Origin of the sequence: Kamptonema sp. PCC 6506, assembly GCF_000180455.1 — a bacterium.
Classification (GTDB): Bacteria; Cyanobacteriota; Cyanobacteriia; order Cyanobacteriales; family Microcoleaceae; genus Kamptonema; species Kamptonema formosum.
Map to the genome: position 1 here is coordinate 46,102 of NZ_CACA01000316.1, position 25,574 is coordinate 71,675.

The following is a 25,574-nucleotide window of genomic DNA, read 5'->3' on the forward strand; positions in this document are numbered from 1 at the left end:
TAACTGTTAACGGTTAACTGTTAACCGTTAACAGTTAACCATTAACAATTAGCAATGAGCAAAAAATTGAGTCTGCGGCAGCGATCGCTCGAAATTCTGATCCGACTTAAACGCCTTTATCCCGATGCTCCCTGCACCCTCAACTATGAAACCCCAGTGCAGTTGCTTGTGGCTACAATACTCTCAGCTCAGTGTACTGACGAGCGAGTAAATAAAGTCACGCCAGCCTTATTTCAACGCTTCCCCGATACTGCGGCGATGGCGATCGCAGACATAGAAGAACTAGAAAACCTCGTGCGTTCCACCGGCTTCTACCGCAACAAAGCCAAAAACATCAAAGCCGCCTGTCATCTAATCGTAGAGAAATTCAACGGGGAAGTCCCAAAACGGATGGAATTACTGTTAGAATTACCCGGAGTTGCCCGCAAAACAGCTAACGTTGTTCTCGCCCACGCTTACGGCATTAATATGGGCGTAACAGTCGATACTCACGTCAAACGCCTCAGCAACCGCTTAGGTTTAACAGAACACGCAGACCCAATTCGGATTGAGCGAGATTTGATGAAACTACTACCTCAACCAGATTGGGAAAACTGGTCAATTCGCCTAGTTTATCATGGTAGAGCCATTTGCAATGCTAGAAATCCAGCTTGTGGGGTGTGCGAACTTGCAGATTTGTGTCCCTCTGCTACAGTTACAGGACTTGCAGAATAACGAATTTATTGCCATTCAGGGGCGTAAATAAACAACTAAATCCACGTAATTAAACATAAGATAAGGATGGCTAAAAAGCTGACTGTATAAACATTCTTCCTTCTCTCCTAGATAACTAAATTTTTCTTCCTTCTACTTATCATCTAGCGATGTGAAGCAAAAGTTGCTACAATTTACAGCAACCGCCAAGGTGGTTAGGACATTCTAGTTTCCTCAAACCCTTAATTCTATTCTCTTTTTCCCTAGTCCTGAGCATCCTAGCCCCTAGCCCCTAGCTATACATCCAAAGTCGGTAATGTTGTAATGAATGCCGCGCCCTGAAATTCCTTGCCTGAGTATTGCGATCGCACGCCTGAAAACCCCTGCGGAAAACCATTTTGCCGCTTGGGTTCTACAATCCCCTTATCCCGGCGGATACGTCCACCACGACTGCATTTGGCCAGAAACTCTGTCTCAGGCGTGGCAAGCTTGGCAGGAGATGTTTTCGCCCCACAGTTTGCCCCAGATCGCCCCCGTGCCGGCACCCCAGCTAGCATTAGCGCTGACTTCTAGTAGCGATGTCTCCAATGGCAGCAAAACCCTCAGCTATAGCAGCCGCCTGATGCAGCAATTGGGGATGAGTCTGTGGCAATGGCTGATCGCCGGGCCAATTCAAGGTAGCCTCCACGAAAGTAAAGGGATTGCGATCGGGCAAAATCTACCCCTGCGAGTGCGCCTTGACCTTCGGGAACCCGATCTCATTGCTTTACCTTGGGAAATTATGCAGCCACAGGCGGGTCAACCGGCGATTTCTCTGGGTCAGCAATTGCTATTTAGTCGCACGACTAGCGATGTGGAACCTTTGCCGGTGCTACGTTTGGGCCAATCTTTAAATATTTTGTTGGTTTTGGGAACAGGAGGAGGAAATTCGCCGCTAACGAGTTTGGAATTGGAAGCAGAGGCGGCGGCGTTAGCGAATGTTTTGGAGATTTCTAGTAAAACTGAGGCGAATGGCAATTATCCAGAGGCGATCGCGCCTACTTGTGTGGAAACTCTGATCCAACCGACGGCGGCGGAATTGATCGATCGCTTAGAAGCGGGGACGACACTGGGACAGGGGCCTTACAATATTTTATTTTACGCGGGTCACGGGATGCCAGGCCCAGATGGAGGGTTACTATTTTTAGGGCCCGATACTACCCTCAATGGTACGGAATTAGCTCAAGTTTTGGTGCGCTGTCGGGTAAATTTGGCGGTGTTTAATGCTTGTTGGGGGGCGCAACCCGCTATGGAAGTGTTGACAAATTCCAGTCACCAAGCGTTATCCCGTAGCAGTTTGGCGGAGGTGTTGATCCATCACGGCGTACCGGCGGTATTGGGGATGCGGGATGCGATCGCAGACAGAGAAGCCCTCAGTTTTATCCAAGCTTTTGCCCAAGCAATGGCCGCGCGAATGCCCGTAGATCAAGCGGTTGCAGTTGCTAGACAGCAACTTTTGACGCTTTACAAATTCAATCAACCGGCTTGGACATTACCTGTATTGTATATGCACCCAGAGTTTGATGGGCAACTGCTGACCTCTATTTTAGAAATTAGAACTGAATTACCCGCAAATTCACCAACTTGGATGGGGCGATCGCTACCGATTGCTTATTTGCGATCGCCCACAGAAACTACCCGCATTTGGCCAATTGGGGCCGGAATCGTGCGAGTTGGGCGCGGGGAAGAAAACGACGTAGCCATTCCCGAATCCTGGGTTTCCCAAAAACACGCTGAGATTTTTTGCCGCAACAGCGTTAACACCGGCAAGACTGAACAGACATACTTTCTCCGAGATTTCTCCCGCTACGGTACGCTGATTTTGGGCCCCGATGGCTGGCAGAGAGTTCATCACCAAGAAGTTGCTTTACAGTCAGGAATACAGATAAAATTTGGCAGTTCTCAAGGTCAGAGTCTAGAATTTATCATCGAATTCACAAAAACTTCTCCTCATACTGGAGTTGATTGCGGAACCAGCTAAAGTGGTGCTGTAGTTAAGCAGGTAATAGGTGATTAGACCGGATAAATTAGCACTCCATGCTCTACAATTACCAGTTACCTCTTTTTCATATCCCCTAACCGATTTTGGAATTGCATGATGGCAGAGCAAACTACTAACTCTCAATATTTTCAAGAGTCGCAAACTCAGGCTGAGTTAGAATTATTAGAAGTAATTGTCCAGACTGATATTCCTTACCCTTGGAACCCAGCCCAGTCTGATGCTGAAGCTTATTTTACAGATTTAGAAAAGGAATTTTCAGTTTCAGATTTGCTTTCCGATGCCGACTTAACCGAGAATTCTCAAATATTATTTGCCCAATTAGATCGAATTTGGTCAGCAAGAGAACTGCAAAAGTCTTTGTTTGATAAATTTGCTCTAGTACCTAAAGATTTACTCAATAGAATTGCTGAAAGCGTTCAAAAGGTAATAGTTAACTATCAATCTTTGGCTGAGCAAATGGTTCAGTGTACCTTAGAGATTTTACCTCAGTGGCCAGAGGAAGATTTACAGGTGTTAGCCCGCCCTTTGGCCTATGCAATGCGAAATGCTGAACAGGAGTCTGATCTTCCTCTGCTGAAGTCTTGGGAAGAGTTATCCGAGATTGAACAAGCTAGGATGAGTTTAGCTATTGCCCGTTATGCTATCTCAATTAGCAGTGATTCTTGATGGTATAGCTAGGGACTAGGGGCTAGGGAAGAAGGGATAGAATTAAGGGTGGAATAAAACTAGAATGTCTTAACCACCTTGGCGGTTGCTAAGTAGGTGGACATAAATAAACGCTATAAAATGCACAGGTGGGCGCTCGCCGAAACCATCTTCTTCTATGAGTTACAGGTTTTTTGCGGCGAGCGCCCACCCTACGTTTAATTATGTCTGACTACTTATAATAGGTAAGGGATAAATCGCAACTTAGCTAATTATCCCTTACCTATTTTACCTTAAACTAAACTGTCAGGATCGACACCCAGAGAACGCAGTTGTTGAGCTAATATTTCTGCTCTATTACGCTCTATTTCTGCTTGTTGTTGGGCCGCCTCTGCTTGTTGTTGGGCCGCCTCTGCTTGCTGTTGGGCCGCCTCTGCTTGTTGTTGAGCCGCTTGCAACTGTTCTTTGGTTAACAAATCTTTCTCCATTGACCAAAGTAACATATTTCCTTCACCATCCCACCAGCGAAGCCAAAAGGCGTTAAGATCGAATCTTGTTCCTTGCCAAACTCCCAGAAATAATCCCAAATCAGCAAACCAATAACGATTTTCCTCATTAGGATTTTGCTGTTCGTAGATTCCTGAAGTTAAATGATAAACTTCTAAATCTCCTGTTTCTGGATCGAAAATTACATAAACTGGGACTTCTAAAATTCGTTCGTAGAACCACCACTTACCATAGGGATAAGTGCGTTTTACCGAATATTCACCCCCATCAGTATGTGATAGAAATTCCATCACAATTGCGACCTTTTGTCCCTCAGCATTAGGTGTATAACTTCTGCGAATTTTTCCAGAAGTTAGGGGTGGAACATTGGGAACGTAAACCCAATCAGGGGCCTTTACTACGGTTTTACCATTGACAGTAGCACAAATGCCGAAGTTAGTAGCAATCAACATTGACTCAGTAATAAGTCCTGCTACTCCTAAGCTTTCTTTTAATGCAATTGCTAATTCTGGCTGAATAATGTTGTCCACAGGATCGTCTGGTAAGGGAAAATCTGGGGGTAATTTTTCCCAAGTAATAATGTACTCGGTTTTTGATGCTGGTTTCGTTGGTGTGACAGTCATGGTTTATTCCTCGTTATTTTTTCATTGGTTATTTTTCATTTGTTTAATTAAGTGGATTTACTTATTATCCCATTCTCCCTTATTTTCTCCTATTTAGCAAGCCGAGTTGCAAAGTTTTGATCGCGGTTGGGAGAAAGCGCTCGTGCTTTCAAAATTGCTGCGGCTAAAAACATATAAGAAACAACACCTACTAATGCCAATAATAACACGCTTACTGTTCCTGAAGCATTCCATAAAGCGTGAAGTGCTGACGCACTGAAGTAGCCAACACCTAAAATTTGCCAGCGCTTTCTAGGTTTTAAAACGCTCAATCCGATAAAATATCCTAGATAGCCGCTGTAGGCCATGTGTCCGGCTACGGAGCCTAAAATCCGGGGAATTAGCAATTGTAAACCTACTAATTGACCTGCATCTGCTCCCCCTTGCAGGGTAGCGTTTTGAATAATATTAGGAACGTATTGCCCCAGTGTTTCTAGTAGGGTAAATCCCACTGCTGAGGCAGATCCCAATAAAATTCCGTCTAAAGGTTCCCAGATACCTATTCGTTCTCGCCAAGGCGATCGCAGACAATTTCCTAACAGCAATACTCCCAATACTGGCAGAGCTTTCAGCAATTCTTCCATCAATCCTGCCCCGAAAAACATTCGGATTAGGAGGCTAAAAAATCCTATTTCTTCGCCCTCGATTGGCAATTGACCAGGTAATATGGCACGGAATACTACTAAGAAACCTATTAGTAGAGGACTTACCAAAATCAGGACTGTAGCTAAGGCCGAACCAAATAACACCCACCAAGGTTTACGTTTACCGCAGAGTTGATATACAAAGTAGTAAGCTGCACTGGCAAGATAAGCAGCTAGTAGCAGGTTAAATGCGGCTGAATTACCGACGGCCCCAAACATTAAGACTACAAAAACTACCGTGGCAGCACCGGGATATAAATAAGCTTTTTGAGTTAAATGTTTTCCCGTTGAGGCAATAGGAAATAGTTGGGTTAATGTGATATAATCTTTTTCGGGAACAGGGGAAAGGCTGGTAGTTCCTGATGCTGCTACTACCTGCTTTTCTGGGGGTACTGGAGGAGATTCAAAGATAAATTCAGGGCCATCTTCACCAAGGGTAATAGTATCGCCTAGTTCTAAAATTCTACACCCTTGCAATTTTCTACCATTTACATAAGTGCCATTAGCACTATTAAGATCGCAAACTTCCCATCGGGGAAAACTACTGTTAGCCAAGGGGCGGACTATTGCGTGGCGGCGGGAAACCATACCATAAATATTTGAATCTAAGGCGATTTGACAGTTAGGTTCTCGTCCGATCGCAACTTCCTGAGTTTCAGAAAGCTGATGTTTTTGCCATTGGGGATTAGCACTACCTTTAGTGGGTGATTGTAATAGAATACTCATAACGTAGTAGCGACTTTAGTCGCTTAATTGAAGGGGAAAGCGACTAAAGTCGCTACTACAAGCTGGAAGGAAAAAGCGACTGAAGTCGCTACTACAAGTTTGAGAAAGGGACATTATTATTTGATTTATTTTCGCTAAGTAATAGTTAACTGTTAACAGTTAACTGTTAACAGTTAACTATTTCTACTGATTTGAGTTGTTAGCATCCTGAACGGCTGCATAAAATAACAACCCTGTCAGTGGTATGCTGAGAGCTAAGATAATGCCAGTTACTAAACTACCAAGTTGGGGAGTTCCTGAAGATAACTCAAAAATTGAGCCGACAGCGGCGATCGCAGTTATACAGGAACCAGCCAACAACAAAGAACTTTTGGGTGTTCCTGCCATCATATAGATTTAACCGCCTTTGGTGAAAACTTGTGCTTGACTAATTCATCGGTAAGTGCGAGTTTATTTTCGACGCGATCGACAAATAACACGCCGTTAAGATGATCCATTTCGTGTTGAATGGCGCGGGATAATAGTTCTGTAGCTTTCAATGTTTGAGGTCTGCCGTATTCGTCCCGGTAGAATACTTCTATGGCTTCTGGGCGTTTGACTTCTAGGTACACGCCGGGAATGCTGAGACACCCTTCTTGGAAAACGCAGACTTCGCCGCTATATTTCTTGATGCTGGGGTTGATCAATACTAAGGGTGGGTTAGCAGCGTTGTCGGGTTCGCAGTCAACGACAATTACTTGTTTTTGGACTGCGACTTGGGGGGCGGCTAAACCGATCCCTTCGGCGCTGTACATAGTTTGCAGCATTTCGCGGACTAGCTGCCGAATTTCTGCATCAACGCTAGCAACCCGCTTTGCTGGCTGCCGCAGGGCGCGATCGCCCAAGGTATGTATTGTTAGAGGCGGCTTTTCTAACTTTTTCTTTTCAACTAAAACCTCGGAAGTCATCGCATCTTCTCTCGCAATTAGGGTTAAATTTTAAACAATAGCCTGATCTTCAATCTTAATGGATCTTAATGGATATCTGACGACTTATGACTAAGCGCTCTCGAAACTCCCAACCTGTTCTCAGCATTCCGCGATCGCCTCTGGAATTAGGCCTTGAGGTGGTGGCGGTTGCGGGTATTCTATGGGGTTGCTGGATTATTTTTCAGTCTTGGGATGGGTTAGGCGATCGCATTCCCGTACATTTTGGCTTTTCTGGGCAGCCTGATGCTTGGGGCAACAAAGCAGCGATCTGGATTTTACCCGCTGTAGCTGTTGTTTTTGATGTGATGTGGGCAGTGATGGCAAATTATCCCCATACTTTCAATTATCCTGTGGCAATTACGGAGGAGAATGCGCGGGTGCAATATCACTTAGCGCGATTGCTTTTGGGGTGGTTGAAAATAGAAATGATCTGGCTATTGATGTGGATTTTGTGGCAGCAAATTCAAGTTAGTTTAGGTAAAGAGGAAACCGTGAGTGTGGGATTCGTGTTAGCGACGATAATAGTTATTTTGGGAACAGTTGCAGTATATTTTCGTAAGGCTTTAGCCATGACTAGGGGCTAGGGGCTAGGGGCTAGGGGCTAGGGTAATAAGGGGCTAGGGGCTAGGGGCTAGGGAAAGAAGGGGAAGAAGGGAAAAAACGGGAGAAAGGAAGGAAGGGAAGGAAGGGAAAAAAGGGAATAGAATCAGCGAGTTTGGTAGAACTCAGAACGTCTTAACTGCCAAGATATGGCTCTAACAACCAATAATTAATAACAAAAAAAATGAAAAACAAAGACGACCTAAAGCGGTATTTATTACAACTTGATAATCGTAGTTACAAAGCCTATAAAGACATTCAAGGTAACTATGATTTTTCTGACTTTACTCTAATTATTGACTACGTTCAAGGCGACCCCTTCGCATCTCCCAGTAAATTTCGAGTTCAAATACCCCAAAACATTGCTAAATTCCCTCCCGAACTCTACATTACACCCAGCAGAGAAATCGCATTTAGAGATTATTTAACCCGCCAATTTGATAAGATTGCTGGTACTGTTAGCGGTCGTCGCGGTACTGGCAAAAGCGGATTAATTGCTATTACTAAATTTGGACAAGAAGTTTTAGAAAGAACTTCAGTTTTTATTGACAATCAAATAGTAGAATTGCGCTTTGTTGTCGGATTACCAGCCGGAGGCAGGAGCATTTTAGGTCGTCAAGCTGCTGAAATGATCTGTGAAGATATCCCCTACATTGTTAGCAAATCTCTCAAATATTCGGCTCTGAATCCCGCTGAATGTCTTCGTCACGTTGAAACTGTAGAAGATGCTGAATGGCTGCGTCAACAATTACCTGAAAAAGGATTAGTTGCTTTTGTTGCTGATGGTGCAATTTTGCCTCGTCGCACTGGTGTTGATGACCGTCCTCTATTAGATAATGCTATCGCTTTTAAGTCGCCCCCCTCCTTAGCAGTTGAGTTTAATTGTCCAAATCGTGGTAAAATTACAGGCATGGGTATCCCTGCTGGTGTAACTTTAATTGTCGGCGGTGGCTATCACGGCAAATCTACTTTACTGCAGGCCATTGAGTTAGGTGTTTACAATCATATCCCTGGAGATGGACGCGAATTTGTCGTTACCAATCCGGCGGCGGTGAAAATTAGAGCTGAAGATGGTAGAAGTGTAATCGGTGTCGATATTTCGCCTTTTATTAACCAGTTACCCCAAGGTCGATCTACTACTCAATTTTCTACAGAAAATGCTAGCGGTAGTACCTCACAAGCTGCTAATATTATCGAAGCTTTGGAGGCGGGAATTGTTAGGAAAAAGCCAGAGGAAAACTTAGTAGCGAGTCTCGCATCAGTGCCAGTTTTATTGGTAGATGAAGATACAGCGGCGACTAACTTTATGATTCGCGATCGCAGAATGCAGGAACTAATCGCCAAAGACAAGGAACCGATTACACCATTTATCGATAAAGTCAAGCAATTATACCAGGATTATGCGGTTTCCACAATCTTAGTGATGGGGGGAAGTGGCGATTATTTCGATGTGGCGGATACTGCGATCGCGATGGATAACTTTCAAGCCTATAATGTTACAGAAAAGGCCAAGGAAATCGCGATCGCTTACTCCACAAGTCGCACCGCTGAAGGTGGCGCACATTTTGGCAAAATTACTCAGCGAGTACCAATTCCCGCTAGTCTCGATCCTAGTCGCGGTAGGCGAGACGTGCGAGTTAAGGTTCGGGATGTGGATGAGGTGGCTTTTGGAACTGAGGATATTGATTTAGCTGCTGTTGAACAAATCGTCGATAGCGGACAATTGAGAGCGATCGCAGCGGCGATGGTTTATGCTAAGCAGGAATATATGGATGGAAAGCGGACTTTATCAGAAATACTCGATCGCGTCATGACCGATATTCAATCTCAGGGTATGGACATTTTATCACCTTTCCCCCAAGGAGATTTTGCCATGTTTCGGCGGCATGAATTAGCAGCAGCAATTAATCGACTTCGGAGTTTATCAGTTGTTGCTCGAACGGGGTAAAATAGGTACCTCATTTATAATGCGGCGGTTGAAACCGCTACTACACAAACTAAGTCCGCCTACGCGGACTAAAGGTATTTACAGTTAATAGTTACAGGACTTACGCATAGAGTCCCAGAAACCGGGTTTTTGAGAGTATATGTGGGTAAAAACGAAGTATTTTCGTCTAAAAACCCGGTTTCTTTGGTTGGGTGTGTAAGTCCTGAGTTAATTAACCTAGCGTCAGTAATTGGGAGGGAAAATCTACCTCTAACCGCATAGTTTGAAGCCATTGCAAACCCATCAAAATCTCCGGCAATTCGTCCCCAACGTGAACAGGAATTGTAAACTCTTGTCCGTCAAATATGACAGTACCCACATAAATATCGAAAAATTGCTCTCCTCTCGCCGTTTCCATAATTCGCCTAGCTTCAAGAATAGGCCAAGCCAATGCTTCTACGTCTTGGAGATTAATCGCTAACCAGCCACTCGTGAAGCCTGTATCTAGTAGCGCATCAACTTGGAATCCTTCTCCATCAGCAGCAATCAAATTTATTTCAAAAAATAGCTCTCCAATCTCCCCAAACTTACCTGAAATCATATTTTACCACAGGCTCCAGTTTCATTTAGACGAAGAATGCCAAGCCAGCCAGTGGGGTATTTTTGACGAGCTTTTTGGATTGCTACCTCTTCATCTGGGTCGATGAAATAGTCACCACTGTTTCCCTCAATAATAATAAACCAGTTGTAATGGTCAGCTATCAATCCCGGCTTAACTCGGTCAAAAATTTCACGATATTGCCGATCGATTACTTCTCTTTCAGCTTTACGTTGAGCAATTTTTTCTGGCGACCACTGAATTTCTGGAAATATGCGACCGCGACGTATAGGGCGAGTATTAGATGTTTGAGTCATAATCTAGATTTACCCGTTTAACTAAATCATATTTTACCACAGGTTCCAGTTTCATTTAGACGAAAAATACCAAGCCAGCCAGTGGGGTACTTTTGACGAGCTTTTTGGATTGCTACCTCTTCATCTGGGTCGATGAAATAGTCGCCGCTGTTTCCCTCAATAATAATAAACCAGTTGTAATGGTCAGCTATCAATCCCGGCTTAACTCGGTCAAGAATTTCACGATGCTGCCGATAGAGGACTTCTCTTTCAGCTTTACGTTGAGCAATTTTTTCTGGCGGCCACTGAATTTCTGGAAATATACGACCACGACGTATAGGGCGAGTATTAGATGTTTGAGTCATAATCTAGATTTACCCGTTTAACTAAATCATATTTTACCACAGGTTCCAGTTTCATTTAGACGAAAAACACTAACTCTACTACTAGGGTTTTTCTGACGAGCTTTTGAGATTGCTTCACTGCGTTCGCAATGACTAATAGGACTTAGGAATCAATAATAAAATTTGTCATTTGTTTACTATCAATATTCTGGCTCGTTCCTAGAGTGAAATCTAGGAACGAGAACACAAAAGAATACAAAAACTTAGCCGGCCAAACTTCCCATACTCAGCGGTACCATTTCTCCGTGTGCCGTCAGGCCTAATAACATGGGTTCATTCGGTCGAATAATCTCTCCAGTGAGTACGCAACGCTGCTCCTGCTCTGCTGTCGCATTAAAGCTGGCTCGAATATCCGATCGCGAAAACTGGGGTCGAAAATCTCCAGATTTTTGTTGTACGAAATTCCAGAGGAGATCTCGAATCAATGCTTGATAGCCTTGATTGCCCGCAATCTCCTTTAGCCTCTCCTTGAGCTCTCTTTCTAGGCGGATGCTGGTGACTTCCATTTCGGTGGTAGAGGTTCTAGGAAGGGTGTACATATTTTTTTCCTCAAATGGGTGGACATATCTGTAATATCAGTGTAGTATGTTTACAGCCAGATTTAAAGCCCTCTTTTAACTTTTTGCCTTCCTGTGAACCTACCTACTTCCTCAACCTATCGACCTAACACCAATCGCCTCAGCGGTGGTGCTGGTGGCTCGTGGTGCGTCTCGCACGCGAGTTTTGCAGGCAAACGCCTGTTTAGAGGAGGTTATAGTGAGTTAGGAGTGGCCGAAGAGATTAATACAGATTTGGAGCGTGGCGATTCGCCAGTCGCAGGGACGCATAGGGCTCGACAAGCGGGAGGTATAGCAAGATAGCTGTACTTATATAGGAGAAAAAAATGTGCTTAGTAGCAGTTTTTTAAGCCCCCGCTTCTGATAAGAGAAGTGGGGGTTTATGATTTGAGATTTTGGATTTGCGATCGGGGATTGGAATCAAAACAAATTTGAAATATTGACAGGAGGAGTGAGCCATGACATTTGCGACAGATGTATTAAGGCAATCCGTAGTGGTGTTTTCGAGGAATTATTTGCCGATGAGCCGCATTAATATTAAGCGGGCGATCGCGCTTTTGGTAGCTGGTAAGGCTGAACCTCTGGATTTTGCTACGGGTAATGGTTGGATCGTGCGATCGCCTAGTTTTGCCATCTGTGTACCGGAACAAATTCGCTTGACTTTTACAAGCAATGAACGGATTTGGAAGGTACCGCCGGTCAATCGCCGGGAAGTGTTGCGACGTGATAGCCACTCCTGTCAATACTGCGGTAGCAATAAGCGTTTGACGCTGGATCACGTTATGCCAAGGGCTCAGGGGGGGGGCCACACTTGGGACAACATCGTGACTGCTTGCGAAAAGTGCAATTCTCTTAAGGGCGATCGCACTCCCTTACAAGCAGGTATGCCTTTGCGAACTAAACCGAAGGCTCCCATGCACCCCGCTGTTGCTTTTGCCGAAGTTTTTTGGCACGAACATCAGATTGATAACTGTTAACAAATTAACAAGGAAAATTTTGGGCGGTCAGTATGCTGAAGTTGACTTATACTGAAACGGGCTTTAACTTAGAGCGTTTGGCTCAATCCCCTGAACAGTTGGTGGCGCTGCGGGTAATTTTGGCTATGCGAGTTGGCCAAAGTGTCTGCGTTGAGCCGAGCACTGCGGCATTTTTGCTGCCCGCGAATTTGTCGGCTTTGTCTCTGTTGGAGATGGAGGTACGGCGGGATGAGAGTGATGCGATCGCTCTTTGTGTGGCTGATGCTGAGTATGTTGAGGTGAATCTGTGCGGTACTTGGCTGTCGGTGAATGCTGAGGGCGCTGATGGCATATTTATGACTGTTTTGAGCGATCGCGCCGAGTTTTTGCTGCTGAAACTTTGGCACGAAGCCGAAGCTGGTGCTTCTGTGGTTAAGGAAGTTGGCGATTAATATCGTATGCGGGCGGCTGGTTAGTCGCCCTTTTACTGTTATGGGTGCTGATTGGGGGTTTTTGCGGGAATCGGTAGGTGTAAAATTTGGGGTGTAAATTTTTTCGGCTGTATGGTTTGATGGGTAAGGGTTTGAGGGCGATCGCTTGAAAAATCGATTCCCGCAATGTCTGAAATCCTTGCAGGGATTGGATTTGAAGGGAATTTTATTTTTGCCTCTTGACAAGTTGAAGTCTGGAATGGTACTTTAAGTTTAGTTTCCCGCAACTGCACCTTGAAAATTAAATACAGTAAGGGTTTCAAAACCAGGCGGCCGCAATTAAACCAAATCCCTATTAGGGATTGAAACTCTCCAAAATGTGCTAGGGATATTCACATCACCAGTAAGCGCCGCAATTAAACCAAATCCCTATTAGGGATTGAAACCACAAATTAGCCGCAAAAGGTGCAGATGCAGCTCCCTCAAAGCCGCAATTAAACCAAATCCCTATTAGGGATTGAAACGATCGCTATCGGATCGCGAAAAAGCCCCCAGTACGGCCGCAATTAAACCAAATCCCTATTAGGGATTGAAACGATAGTCCAGCCACCACTTTTCAGCAAAGAAATACCCGGCTGCCGCAATTAAACCAAATCCCTATTAGGGATTGAAACGTTTCCAAAATCCATAAATCCAGGATCGGATCGTCTTACGCCGCAATTAAACCAAATCCCTATTAGGGATTGAAACGAGCATCATCGATGGTGTAGTTAATTAAGGAGAAGCCGCAATTAAACCAAATCCCTATTAGGGATTGAAACGTCCTTCGTGGGCAACAGAAGCGGAAGCATAAATCGCCGCAATTAAACCAAATCCCTATTAGGGATTGAAACAATCAATTGGTTTGCTAGAATTAAAGAGTCGATTTAGCGCGCCGCAATTAAACCAAATCCCTATTAGGGATTGAAACTATAATGGCTAGAATCCTAAATACTATTGAAAGCCTTCGCCGCAATTAAACCAAATCCCTATTAGGGATTGAAACCAGAACTTACAGCAGCAAATTCAGAATTTACAGCCGCAATTAAACCAAATCCCTATTAGGGATTGAAACGAAGAGTTACGTAAAAGTAAAGAGGAAATTGCACTGCCGCAATTAAACCAAATCCCTATTAGGGATTGAAACTTGCTTGTCATGCCCTGACCCAACACGGCCGCGAGAGCCGCAATTAAACCAAATCCCTATTAGGGATTGAAACCTTAGCTGCTTGGTATACCGCCTTGGTGTCGCAGCCGCACCGGCCGCAATTAAACCAAATCCCTATTAGGGATTGAAACCCGCCATCTTCCTTTGTGGCGGCGTAGCCGAAGCGCCGCAATTAAACCAAATCCCTATTAGGGATTGAAACTTTGGACGCTTCCGCACTTTCTTGTAGCGACCGCGCTCACGGCCGCAATTAAACCAAATCCCTATTAGGGATTGAAACATTTCCGGTGGTAAATGCGATCGCTCACAACTAGCGAGGCCGCAATTAAACCAAATCCCTATTAGGGATTGAAACAGTAAATTCGCCTACCAGACATACTAATAACAACACCCGCCGCAATTAAACCAAATCCCTATTAGGGATTGAAACCTTTCTTACTTAGGCTTCGATAGGCTCAGTGAAGCCGCAATTAAACCAAATCCCTATTAGGGATTGAAACCAGCATATTTTCTCAAATCAGAAGATTCGGAAGCTCGAGCCGCAATTAAACCAAATCCCTATTAGGGATTGAAACCTGCTTAAGAAAATCAGCAAAAATTCCACCAACACGCCGCAATTAAACCAAATCCCTATTAGGGATTGAAACATGCTAATTCCTAAAATCTGAGCCGATACCAACAGAGCCGCAATTAAACCAAATCCCTATTAGGGATTGAAACACTTAAGCGGGTTGAAGGTTCCCAAATTATTCAACCAGCCGCAATTAAACCAAATCCCTATTAGGGATTGAAACCAAACTGCAATTGAAATTAGGACTACGCAAAGAAACAAGAAACCGGGTTTCTGTGAAAAATCCTTAGTTTCTCAACCAGAGATTTACGAAGAAACCCGGTTTCTAGCCTCAGCGTGCTTAATTACCAATTACCAATTACCAATTACCAATTAGTGCAAATCTCGATCCCAAACACCGATATAAATGCGATCGCTATCGTTGCGAGCAATCTCACCTTTAAGACCATCTTTGCTAAAATCAAAGCGATCCGTTCTCCGCTGCTCTACCGACCTAAAACCCTCCATAATTTCATTATTTGCCCCACCTAACATCCCATTTAAAGTAGTTCGCATCACCAAATCATCCACAGATTGAGCAAAAGATACCTCAGTTTGGCGCAATTTCCCAGAATCGCGATCGTAAATATAGCCTAAAGTAATTTGATTCGGCAGCAATTCATAAGTTGCCGTGCGAGTATTTGGCCAAAAACCTCTATTTTTAATCTTAGTTGGTTGTCCCAATTCTCCGATCACCTGACTTTCTGACGTACCCACAGGAAACCCAGGTACTCTCGGTATCTGATAACTCGTCGCTGGATTTTCCGAGGGTTGCGGTTGCGGTGAAGGTGGCAATTGGGGATCTATTGGTTCCTCAATAGGTGATTCCTGCGGTGTTGGGATGGGGATAGGTGTGGGGATGATTATCGGTGTTGGCGTTGGAGATTCAACAATTGGCGATGGAGTTTCAATTACAGGCGGCGGCGTGACGATCGCACCAGGAGTTGGCGTAACATCAGGAGTAGGAGTTGGTTTAGACCGATCGCGTTTTCTTTCCTCAACAACCGGACTAGGGCGTTCCTTAACACTACCAGAGTCAGGCGATCGCGAAGTCCAGCTATTAATCAAAACCGCAGCAAAACCCACAACACCTGCTAAAATAGCTGCGATCGCCACTAACCCCCAAACAGCAAAAACCTTACACCCACTTTTCTGAGGTCTTGCCGTTACCCCAGATGCAGCCGTAGCCCCCCCTGAAATCGAATTAGGATGCTGCGGAATCACAGCCACCGTCGGCCCCGTACTCGACGAATTAGCAGCACTCACAGGCGAATTTACAGCCCCAGCAGGCAACATTGACAGCCACTCATCCACGCTAGACGGTCGATATTGAACCTCCACCGCCATCCCCCGCATCACCGCCTGATTCACACCGGGACTTAACTGCGGTTGTAAGTCGCGAGGCGCAGGCATCGGTTGCTGATTTCGCAAAGTTGCCGGCACCGGTACTTGCGCCGTCAACAGCGTGTAAAGCGTCGCCGCCAAACCGTAAACATCCGTCGCCGCCGTCGGTTTACCTTGGCGGAGGTACTGCTCCATCGGCGCGTAGCCTTCTGATACCATATTGGTATGAGCTTGCGTCACCCCTGGGGTAAATTCTCGCGCAATCCCAAAATCAATCAACACTACATCCGTCGTACCTTGGCGCAAAATGATATTTTGAGGCTTAATATCGCGGTGGAGTAAACCATTTTGATGGACTACTTTTAAGGCGGCCCCAACTTGGCAGATATAATGAATTGCGATCGCTTCCGCTAGCGGGTTGTTAGGAAAAACTACATCTGCTAAAGTCTGGCCAGGAATGTAATCCATGACCATAAAAGGCAACCCATCCTCAACAAAAAAGTCGCTGACTCTGACAATATTTGGGTGAGAGCACAAAGCCAACCTTCTCGCCTCATCTTGAAATTTAGCCTGAAATTCAGCAAAATTAGGATGTTGTCGCAAAGACTCATTCAGAGTTTTCACAACTACAGGCTGTCCCAAATATTGATGAGTCGCCCTGAAAGTAATGCCAAAACCACCTCGCCCTAGTTCCTGTTCTAGAGTATACTTACCGCCTTGTAACGTTTTACCGATTAATACATCCATCCTTAAAATCCTAAATTCTAAATCGATTAATACTCTAGCTTTCTGCGTTATATTCCTCTATTGTATTGACCTTCACAATAGTAAGTCCTAAATCTGTCATTGCGACCGAAGGGAAGCAATGACAAGGTTTTAAGATTACTTCGCAAGGCTGGCAATGACAAGTATTTAGCACAATGACAAATACCAGACTTACCCAGTCTTGAACCTATTTCTGTCATTGCGAACGTAGCGAAGCAATCCCCAATCCTCGCTACACTGTTAAAGTGCGTAAGTCCTAAAATATTTAGATAGTTCGAGATTGAGATATACTTCATAAAATATAGGAGAATATTATTAGTGAATACGAAATTAAAGTTACTCTGCCTTAGTAATGGTCATGGTGAAGATGCGATCGCCGTTCGCATCTTACGGGAACTACAAAAACATCCTCATCCACCAGAATTAGCCGTCTTACCTTTAGTCGGCGAAGGACAAGCTTACTCTCAATTAGAAAATGTCCCCATTATCGGCCCCGTACAGCGGATGCCTTCGGGAGGGTTCATTTACATGGATGGCCGCCAATTGGTGCGCGATGTCAATTCCGGCTTATTACAATTAACCCTAGCTCAGTTTAAAACTATACGTGCTTGGGCAAAACAGGGTGGATCGATCTTAGCAGTCGGAGATATTGTCCCACTATTATTTGCCTGGTTGAGCGGTGTTCCCTACGCTTTCGTGGGAACAGCCAAATCGGAATATTATTTGCGAGACGAGGAGGGGCCCCTACCGCGTCGATCGCGGGTACAGCGTTGGGAGGGGTGGTCGGGATCGGTTTACTTGCCTTGGGAGCGCTGGTTGATGAGTAGGAGGCGCTGTCAGGCTGTTTTTCCCAGGGATGCGCTGACGGCTGAGACTTTGCAACGGTTTCGGATTCCAGCCTACAATTTGGGCAATCCGATGATGGATGATTTGCTCTCAGAAAATGCTGAGCCAGCCTTTTACGGGGGTGATATGGAAATCCGGGAGAAACAGCGATCGCTAGTTATCGTACTCTTACCTGGTTCGAGAGCACCAGAAGCTTATGCCAATTGGGAGTTAATTGTTCAGGCGGTAGCGAAGGTGGTAGAAGTTTTTCGCGATCGCCATTTGCTCTTTTTGGGCGCGATCGCTCCTAACTTAAGTTTAGAAGCTTTATGTCCTCCTCTGGAATCCTCTGGCTGGGAGCAGGAAGGGGGAGGAGTACGAGAGAGGGGAAGCAGAGGAGCAGGAGAGCAAGGGAGTATTTTACAATTACCTGTAGCTAATCCTAAGTTACCAATACCAAAACCTAAATTACCGATGGCATTTAAGAATAGAAATGCGTCGCTAATTTTGACTCAGCAAAGTTTTAGCGATTGTTTGAATCAAGGAGATTTCGCGATCGCGATGGCGGGAACTGCAACTGAGCAATTTGTTGGTTTAGGAAAACCTGCGATCGCAATTCCCGGAAGTGGCCCCCAGTTTACTTATGCTTTTGCTGAAGCTCAAAGTCGCCTGTTAGGGCCATCGCTAATTTTAGTTAAGCATCCAGCAGAAGTTCCTAGTGTAATTCAATCTTTACTCCGCGATCCCGATCGATTGCAACTCATTGCTGAAAATGGCTTGCGTCGCATGGGAGAACCAGGAGCCGCTAGGCGAATTTCTGCTTGTTTGCTTGAGAAGAAGGGGCTAGGGGCTAGGGGCTAGGGGCTAGGGGCTAGGGAAGAGAGGGGAAAATAGGGGCTAGGGGAAGAGGGGCAGGGCGGTTTCATTCTCGGTGCGATCGCAACCTTGCCCGATCGGGGAGGTAACGAACTCATAATTCGTCTGAGCTGGTTTCAACTCTCATAGCCCTCTTCTGTCACTCTCCGAATGTTATATTATTTTTGGTAACTGATATTATATCTCTCAATTCGAGTGTGTTAATCCTCCTGCCTTCTGCTATACTAAAACCTCACTTCATATTCAACAGTTGCCCGATTATCGCCTTGAAAATTAGTTGAACCGCGCAATAAAACCTCATCACTCAAGCGATAGCGGAGAGTAAATTCAGTAGGCTGATTCGGCGCGAGTACGCGAATTACGGAAGCAGAAACATTGCGGGTAATATCAAGACCGACCTCCAAACCTATACCCAAAGTAGACGAAGAAGAACTTCTCCCTTCTTCGCTTCTAATCCTAGTAGGAAATAGGCGAAACTCAGTTAACCCCGTAGCATTCGTTACCGCAGATTGAAGATTACTAAATAAACCCGCACCCGCTAAATTAGCGATCGCTAGGGTACTATCTCCAGCCCCCAAAGTCTGCACAAAACTGCCACCCAACAAAGCCACAATTTCCGTTTCCGAACGACTGGGAGAACTCCGTAACTCAATATTCTCCGCCAACTGAGAAGCCCTTCCTTGGGCTAAAGCTTGAATGCGGATGCTTCGTACCCTGCCAGAATTAATCCCAGTGGGATTATCCGCGATCTCCGAAGACAAAGCCGAAGTCGGCGTTACAAACCGCGTTACCTCTGGTACTGATGTCACCAAACGCACGTCCAGCGTTGGGTCTAGCCCTTGAGATGGTATAAAAGTTGCAGTTTGCGGGTAGCCGCGATCGAGGCGGAATTGGGTAGTAAACAAATTCACCGCCCCCGATGTTAGCTTAATCGTACCCTGGGGCCGCAAATCATCCAGCGTCCCATTTACAGTTAAACCCCCACTTGCCAGAAAACTCAATATCGGCGGACTCGTTACCTGGACTCCCTTACCCAAATTCAACCGCAGATTATCCAACCCTACCTCAAAGGACTGCGATCCCCCTCCCGTTGTCGATACCAGCGTTGTACCACTACCAGAACCAGGGAGAAATACCTGACCGTTAGAAAGGTCAATATTACCGCCCAAAGACGGCCTCAATGCCGTTCCCCCTACAATAATTTGACCGTTGGCCCCACCTCTGTAAAGTCCCTTCAGATTCAAAGACAACTTATCCAAAGCGACTGTTAGCGGATTTGCCCGATCGCGATCGCCCTCACCCAGAGGGATTACCAGCGGTATTGTCCCTACCGCCGTTACCTTACCCTGACTTAACTGCCCTTGTAAGCCTTCAACACGAATGCGATCGCCCTCAAACCGCACAATTCCCGTCAACCCCGTCAGCGGGTCAGGAAAAGCCCGTGCTCGTACCGTCGCATTCTCAAAAACTGCAATTCCTTCCGCCGCTGGACTTTGTAAAGTCCCACCTACCTTGAGTTGTACCTGTCCCTTACCGTCAACCCAAGCAATTTGCGGCGTGAGGACATTAATAATCGCCAACCCCTCATTTTTGAGATTCACATTCAAGGCAATTTGGTCGCTATCGGCCTTCACCGCCGCAAAAGGCAACTCAAAAGGTAAACTTCCCTGTACAGTTATCGGTTCATCAGAAGTCACTAAAGCAACACCACTGAAATTGAGACGAGCATTAGTATAGCTAAAACTACCTTCAGCATTCTCAATCGGCTCAGTATTGATCGTACCGTTAACCAAACTCAGTTCCCCAATCGCCTGCGGATTGTCCAAAGTACCGGCGATCGTTGCTCTGAGATTGAGATTGCCAGTAACATCCACATAAGGCAATTCGACAATTTTCGCCAACTCCTCTACTGGGACATTTCTCACGCGCAACTGGCCTGACTGTCCTTGTTGCCCAATTTGCCCCGAAAAGCCGATCAGCGTCTCGCCAGATTTAATTCGCAGTGGCAAAACAGTCAAAGTACCGTCTTGAAAACTGCCCTCAACGCTGAACTGTTCGGCAACATAATTTCCCCAGCGCCAATCATTCCCCGCAAGGTTAAACTGAGCTTGTACGCCCGTCCGCAAAGAACCCGCGACAGAGATTTCACCGCTGAAATTCCCTTGCAATGACGATAAAGGCGGTATTTTCGAGGATGCTTGAGCCTCACGCTGTTGTTGTAACAGGGCTTGAATTTCTGCAAAACGGCGCAATTGCTCGATTAAAGGAGCATCTGGCATCCCCACAGCCACCGTTTGCACATCCGCCGCCGTCCCATAAACGGGAGGTTTTAAGCCGCGTGCAATATCGCTGAGGTTGAAATATTGCAACGCCACTAGGATATCTTGCAAATTGCCTTGCTTGGCGTTAATTTTGCCTGCAAATTCGGGATTATCACCAGTCTTAACTGTTCCCGAAATTAGGTATTGGCTTTGTCTTAGTCGCAATTCACCGTTAATCAGGCTAGCAACACCATTAGCATAGTTAAATTGGCCTTGGAAATTGTCAGCTCTAATGTAACCGATCGCAGGTTGGGCGATCGCGATTTGTCCCGATGCTTGCAAGTTAGCCACATTTAGCGGCATTTTCCAACCCGGTATATTAATTTGGCCCGAAGCCAAACCAGTTATCGGCCCTAACCCTCGATCCTTGGCGGGTGTCAAGTTCAAAGTAGCCAGAGGAAACTGTTCGAGATTAACTCGCAGAATATCACCTTGAGTACGACCGCTGGCGATCGCATCTCCACGCCGAATTAAAAATGATGTTGGCAAATAAGTCCGATCTAAAGCTATCTGAATTCGGTCTTGTTGCCCCGCTAAATTTAAGTCTAATCCTCGCCCTAATCCTCCATTCACAGTACCCAACATGACCGGCTCAAATTCTACCTTATTTACCGCCAAGTCGCGCAATCGCAAATCGCCAACTAAATTCAGATCGGCAAGAGTACCAGAAACCCGCCCTACAAAATCAGCCCTTCCTGCTACTAAAGTCGGGCTACTTACATTTTCTAAGGCCGCCGGTGTGGGAATTGGTAAAGATTCTAAGTCAAAATTGGAGAGTTTGACATTAAAATCTAAATTAGAAATCGAAGGTAATCCTTTCCCTTCAAATTCTACACCAAAAAATCCATTGGCGCTCAATCCCGGACTGACAGCATTCTCAACTTCGACTCGTTTACCATCCCAGTTAAATACAGCCGCAAACGGTTGATTGAGAAAAGGCAATTCTGATACTTGGAAACGGCCAGCAGCGCGAATTGCTTGGGGGACAACAGCTAAGGGGCCAGATAAGTTAATTTGACCGTTGAAAAGTCCTCCGAGTAACGGTAAGTTTTGGGCTTGACTAATTAAGCCTTGGGCTCGCAAGCGCGAAGTTTGCGCTAACCACACTTCTTGAAAGCGACTTAATGCAATTCGATCTCCCCCAATATTTGCTCGCCAATTACCACCAGTTAATTGACCTCTGGCATTGACAATCCCACCGCCATCATTGAGTCTGAGTTGACCTTCACCGTTAGCAACAATTGCGTTACCACTTAAGTTATTCAAATTCCCAGATAGGCGTACTCTCCCATCTAAAACTCCGTCTATTTCTGATGGTAGGTCGGCGGTTAGCAATCCTGCTTGTTTTAAGGGTTGTTCTAAACGGTTCAGAGGTAAATTATTGGTTTCAAGGAATGCTTGCCAATTGCTTTGTTCTAATTTACCTTGAGCTAAAATTTCGCCTAATTGATTAGTAACAATTCGCCCATTGGCAAAGGCAGTTATCGCATTTGCCGTTAAATTTTCTAAGGGGCCCGCTGCTTGCAATTGACCTGTTAATCGCCCGTTTAGGGATTGCAAATTTTGCAGTTGAGCTTTGATATTGCTATTTACAAATGGCAATCCAGCGTTAATAATAGGATTGAGCGCGATCGCATTTGCCCCTGCAACTCCCTGCCATCTGCCCCCACCTAGTTCGCCTCTGAGATTGAGAGTACCGCCAGCCACAGCAATGCGTCCATTGCCATCAGCCGCGATCGCATTCAAAGTCAAGTTATTCAAAGGCCCGGCGGCTCGAATTTGCCCGGTAATACGCCCGTTCAGGGTTTGCAAATTTTGCAGTTGAGCCCTAAGATTGTTGGCTTGGGGGTCAGTCCCATCGATAAAGGGCAGTCCAGCATTAATAATCGGGTTGAGTGCGATCGCGTTTGCGTCTGCAACTCCTAGCCAACGCCCAGATTCCAGTTTACCACTGGCATTAACAGTACCCCCAGCGACCGTAATCCGCCCTTTAGCATCAGCCGCGATCGCATTCAAATTCACATTCTCCACAGGCCCGGCTACTCGAATTTGCCCGGATACCCGCCCATCTAGGGTTTGCAGATTTTGCAGTTGAGCTTTCAGATTAGTAGCTTCGGGGTTAACAGCATTTAAAATTGGCAATCCCAAATCGGCCAGAGAGGCGATCGCGATCGTCTCTGACTCCGCAATCCCTTGCCATTGCCCTTTATCCAATACCCCTCTACCATCGATCGTCCCTCCAGCAGTGGTTAAAGTGCCGATTACCCTAGCTGCGATCGCATTTAGGTTCAAATTATCCAAAGTTCCCGCAGCCAGCACGCGGCCGCTCACAAGCCCCTCTAAATCAGCAGGTATTGACAGTGACGGTATCTCTTGCCGCAAAAGATTGAGATCGACGCGATCGCCTCCCACCAAGGCTTGCCAACGGCCATTATTCAAAACACCGCTAACATTCACAGTACCCCCAGCGATACTCAGCGCCACATTCTGCAAACCTACCGCCGATCGCGCGATCCGAATTTCGCCAGTCGCCGGATATGTAGCTTGTGGTGCTTGCCATTGCACTCGGCCCTGGATATTATCAAGCGGCCCAAAAATCTGAGCATTAGCGGAGATATTGCCGATCGCGACTTCCGGTGGAAGAGAAACTTGGTAAATTTCTGCGATCGCATCTGCTGGCAAATCCTTAGCTGCCAAATCCAGCACCAGCCCCGATCGCAAATTGCCCTCTCCCAAAGCTATATCAACTTGACCTTTACCAGTAATATCACCCCCAGCACTTGGCGTTACCCGAATATCGCTCAAAGATACAACCAGAGAGGAGGGGAAAGATGGGGAGGATGGGGAGGATTTAGCACCCTCTGCACCCCCGCTCCCCTGCACCCCCGCTCCCCCGCTCCCCCGCTCCCCCGCTCCCCCTCTTCCTCTTTCTACTGCAAAGCGAGTGCTGATATTGCTAAATTGGAGGCGATCGAGTTGAACTGGTTTTGTAGTTGCGATCGCGCCTAAAAACAGAGGTTGAGAAAGATCCCCAGTGAGTTTACCTTCTAGTTTCACTTCCCCCGCTACAGGAATTGGCAATTGTAAAGGCTTGGAGAGTTCTTTATTAGCTGCATTCAGCAACACCGCAACAGTTACAGGCTGAATATTAGTAGCTAAATTAAACTTAGTTCGTGTCAAGTCAAAGTTAGGCCCAGTTTGAAGCGTACCTGCGATTTTAATCGGAATCTGACTGTAGTTGGTACTGAGATTATCTATCGCGATCGCACCTTCCTTAAACCGCACTTGACCCGTAGTATTCTTCAGCGGTTGTTTTAAAGGATTAACAATCGCCTCCACACCCTGAAAGCTAGCTATACCAGTGATATCTGATAATTTATTTTGTCGCAAACTGACCGTTAAATTACCACTACCTTGACCCCTAACCAAGCTAATTGCAGGAGCTTTCAGCAAACGTGCTAGTTCAGAAACAGGTAGATTTTGCCCTTGTAATAGCACATTAGTTTCACCTGTTGGTAATAGCGAGTCTGCCTTAACTCGGAAATTGCCACTGGTAACGAATTGACCGTTAAGTTCGTAGAGAATTCGCTGATTTTGTTCGCGAATTTGAGCGTTACCATCTTTGAGCTTCACCGAAATCGGGGCTGAAGTTTTCTGTCCTACTGCTGGAGAGGGTACGAGTACAGCATTGGCGTTTTCAACCCCGATAGTGTCGATTTCGGTTTTAATTATGCCCCCTTCCCGGTCTTTAGCAGTCTCGATATTAATCCACTTGCCCTTAGCGTCTTGCTCTATGTAGGCATTGGAGTTGATTAAATTGACGTTTAGCTTCAGGATGCGTCTGAAGATCAGATGCCCAAGAGAAAATTGGACTTCGACGGCTTCAGCAGAGGCGTTGTCGGGATCGGTAGGAGTTGCTGGTATGGATGAGCGACCAAAGCGTAAACCAGTCAGAGAAAATCTTTCCAACCGCCCGACTTTAACCGGTCGCTTCAAGAGTTGGCTAATTTCAGTCTCAACTAGGGGTGCTAACTCTTCCTGTATCCACCAAACTGCCACCAAGGCCCCAGTTATAGTAACAATTCCCAATCCTATGCCGCTCAAAATTAGCGGCCGCCATCTGCGGCGGGAGGGACGGGGTTCTGGTTGATTGTCGATGTTAGGATTCGTCATGCTTGCAACAGAAGAGCTATAGCTAGGGAAGAAGGGGCTAGGGGCTAGGGGCTAGGGGCTAGGGGAAGAAGGGGCTAGGGACTACGATGCTCAGGGCTAGGGGAAGAAGGGGCTAGGGACTAGGGGCTAGGGGCTAGGGAAAGAAGAGAATAGCATTAAGGGTTTCAGGAAATCAGAACGTCCTAACGAGCTTGGCATTTGCTATGAGTGTCTTCACTCTGTTTACTTAAGATATAGACACTCCTTTACAAAGTCAGGTTCAGTCGAGGAACCTTGACCAAACTCAATCTAAACACAGACTAACGCCTTCAACAAACTCAACATAGGTATGATTTTTTTCAATAAAGACGCGATCGCTCTTTTCCGCTCTCCCCATCAATTATTGCCGATCGCCTTTAATATAAAAAACGGTGGTAACTGAGGATGTAAGAAACTTATGCGAGTGTTCGTCTTACTGTTTAATGCTCGAACGGAGAATGAGGGAATCCATACTATACAAATCGGCGATCGCAATAAGGTGCTGATGTTTGAGTCGGAAGACGACGCTGAGCGCTTTGGTGTGATGTTGGAGGCTCAGGATTTCCCTACGCCTGTGGTGGAATCGCTCGAAGATGAAGAGATCAAGGAGTTTTGCGATAGTGTTGATTATGACTGGGAGCTGATCCCGGCGGGGGCTCTGGCTATTCCACCCGAAAGTAATGTAGAACAGACTGACTGGCAGGAGGGAGAGAATAAGGATTCGGAAATGCCCATCAACGAACTTGACGCTATTCGTCGCCGGCTAGAAGGACTTTTATG

General features: G+C 45.9%; 20 protein-coding genes and 1 CRISPR repeat array. Of the genes, 10 read left to right on the plus strand and 10 right to left on the minus strand.

The genetic code is table 11. From position 1 onward, the window contains the following. Nucleotides 1-54: 54 nt before the first annotated feature. From nth to OSCI_RS20345, 3 genes are all read left to right on the plus strand, one after another. A complete protein-coding gene (gene nth, locus OSCI_RS20335; RefSeq protein WP_007357006.1) occupies nt 55-714 on the plus strand; it encodes an endonuclease III in 660 nt (219 codons plus the stop codon). Between the two features lie 307 nt (nt 715-1,021). Next, entirely contained in the window at nt 1,022-2,713 is a 1,692-nt protein-coding gene (locus tag OSCI_RS20340; protein ID WP_007357007.1) for a CHAT domain-containing protein, read from the plus strand. A gap of 117 nt (nt 2,714-2,830) precedes the next feature. After that, a complete protein-coding gene (locus OSCI_RS20345) occupies nt 2,831-3,400 on the plus strand; it encodes a hypothetical protein (RefSeq protein WP_019487046.1) in 570 nt (189 codons plus the stop codon). A gap of 272 nt (nt 3,401-3,672) precedes the next feature. Here the strand turns inward: OSCI_RS20345 and OSCI_RS20350 are convergent, their stop codons facing one another. The 4 genes from OSCI_RS20350 to def all read right to left on the minus strand — a co-directional run bounded on the left by OSCI_RS20350 (nt 3,673) and on the right by def (nt 6,865). After that, complete coding sequence (locus tag OSCI_RS20350) at nt 3,673-4,509, minus strand: Uma2 family endonuclease (protein WP_007357009.1); 837 nt, start codon at nt 4,507-4,509, stop codon at nt 3,673-3,675. Between the two features lie 89 nt (nt 4,510-4,598). Beyond that, nucleotides 4,599-5,918 (minus strand): PrsW family glutamic-type intramembrane protease, encoded by a 1,320-nt coding sequence (locus tag OSCI_RS20355; RefSeq protein WP_007357010.1) that lies wholly within the window; start codon nt 5,916-5,918, stop codon nt 4,599-4,601. Between the two features lie 183 nt (nt 5,919-6,101). Then, entirely contained in the window at nt 6,102-6,305 is a 204-nt protein-coding gene (locus tag OSCI_RS20360) for a hypothetical protein (protein WP_267879545.1), read from the minus strand. Then, entirely contained in the window at nt 6,305-6,865 is a 561-nt protein-coding gene (gene def / locus OSCI_RS20365; protein WP_007357012.1) for a peptide deformylase, read from the minus strand. The genes OSCI_RS20360 and def overlap by 1 nt, the downstream gene beginning before the upstream one ends. A gap of 86 nt (nt 6,866-6,951) precedes the next feature. Here def and OSCI_RS20370 point away from each other — a divergent pair, with 86 nt between their 5' ends. Together OSCI_RS20370 and OSCI_RS20375 are read left to right on the plus strand one after the other, a co-directional pair. Next, nucleotides 6,952-7,470: a DUF1648 domain-containing protein gene (locus tag OSCI_RS20370; protein ID WP_007357013.1), complete on the plus strand. Its 519-nt coding sequence runs from the start codon at nt 6,952-6,954 to the stop codon at nt 7,468-7,470. Between the two features lie 200 nt (nt 7,471-7,670). Then, nucleotides 7,671-9,434 carry an ABC-ATPase domain-containing protein gene (locus tag OSCI_RS20375; protein WP_007357014.1) on the plus strand — a complete coding sequence of 588 codons (1,764 nt, stop codon included), beginning with the start codon at nt 7,671-7,673 and terminating at the stop codon, nt 9,432-9,434. 211 nt (nt 9,435-9,645) lie between these two features. Here the strand turns inward: OSCI_RS20375 and OSCI_RS20380 are convergent, their stop codons facing one another. The 4 genes from OSCI_RS20380 to OSCI_RS20395 form a co-directional block, all read right to left on the minus strand. Next, nucleotides 9,646-10,014 (minus strand): hypothetical protein, encoded by a 369-nt coding sequence (locus tag OSCI_RS20380; RefSeq protein ID WP_007357016.1) that lies wholly within the window; start codon nt 10,012-10,014, stop codon nt 9,646-9,648. Continuing rightward, a complete protein-coding gene (locus OSCI_RS20385) occupies nt 10,011-10,328 on the minus strand; it encodes a hypothetical protein (protein ID WP_007357017.1) in 318 nt (105 codons plus the stop codon). Before OSCI_RS20385 ends, OSCI_RS20380 begins: the two co-directional genes overlap by 4 nt. Nucleotides 10,329-10,354: 26 nt before the next feature. Continuing rightward, nucleotides 10,355-10,672 carry a hypothetical protein gene (locus tag OSCI_RS20390; RefSeq protein ID WP_007357018.1) on the minus strand — a complete coding sequence of 106 codons (318 nt, stop codon included), beginning with the start codon at nt 10,670-10,672 and terminating at the stop codon, nt 10,355-10,357. Between the two features lie 242 nt (nt 10,673-10,914). Beyond that, nucleotides 10,915-11,250, minus strand: a complete 336-nt coding sequence (locus OSCI_RS20395; protein WP_007357019.1) for a hypothetical protein — start codon at nt 11,248-11,250, stop codon at nt 10,915-10,917. Nucleotides 11,251-11,343: 93 nt separating this feature from the next. Between OSCI_RS20395 and OSCI_RS30240 the strand changes: the two genes are divergently transcribed. The 3 genes from OSCI_RS30240 to OSCI_RS20405 all read left to right on the plus strand — a co-directional run bounded on the left by OSCI_RS30240 (nt 11,344) and on the right by OSCI_RS20405 (nt 12,676). Next, on the plus strand, nt 11,344-11,571 hold the full coding sequence (locus OSCI_RS30240; RefSeq protein WP_007357020.1) for a hypothetical protein: 228 nt from the start codon (nt 11,344-11,346) through the stop codon (nt 11,569-11,571). Between the two features lie 155 nt (nt 11,572-11,726). Beyond that, entirely contained in the window at nt 11,727-12,245 is a 519-nt protein-coding gene (locus OSCI_RS20400; protein WP_007357021.1) for an HNH endonuclease, read from the plus strand. Nucleotides 12,246-12,277: 32 nt separating this feature from the next. After that, entirely contained in the window at nt 12,278-12,676 is a 399-nt protein-coding gene (locus tag OSCI_RS20405) for an alr0857 family protein (protein ID WP_007357022.1), read from the plus strand. Nucleotides 12,677-12,987: 311 nt separating this feature from the next. Then, a CRISPR array of direct repeats spans nt 12,988-14,656; the repeat unit is 37 nt; unit sequence GCCGCAATTAAACCAAATCCCTATTAGGGATTGAAAC. Between the two features lie 149 nt (nt 14,657-14,805). Here OSCI_RS20405 and OSCI_RS20415 read toward each other — a convergent pair. After that, nucleotides 14,806-16,563, minus strand: a complete 1,758-nt coding sequence (locus OSCI_RS20415) for a serine/threonine protein kinase (RefSeq protein ID WP_007357023.1) — start codon at nt 16,561-16,563, stop codon at nt 14,806-14,808. A gap of 336 nt (nt 16,564-16,899) precedes the next feature. Here OSCI_RS20415 and OSCI_RS20420 point away from each other — a divergent pair, with 336 nt between their 5' ends. Further along, nucleotides 16,900-18,267: a lipid-A-disaccharide synthase-related protein gene (locus tag OSCI_RS20420; RefSeq protein WP_007357024.1), complete on the plus strand. Its 1,368-nt coding sequence runs from the start codon at nt 16,900-16,902 to the stop codon at nt 18,265-18,267. Nucleotides 18,268-18,506: 239 nt separating this feature from the next. Here the strand turns inward: OSCI_RS20420 and OSCI_RS20425 are convergent, their stop codons facing one another. Next, nucleotides 18,507-24,776 (minus strand): translocation/assembly module TamB domain-containing protein, encoded by a 6,270-nt coding sequence (locus tag OSCI_RS20425; RefSeq protein WP_007357025.1) that lies wholly within the window; start codon nt 24,774-24,776, stop codon nt 18,507-18,509. Nucleotides 24,777-25,212: 436 nt separating this feature from the next. Here OSCI_RS20425 and OSCI_RS20430 point away from each other — a divergent pair. Then, nucleotides 25,213-25,574 (plus strand): DUF3110 domain-containing protein (locus OSCI_RS20430; protein WP_019487048.1); only part of this gene is annotated, 362 nt, incomplete at its 3' end.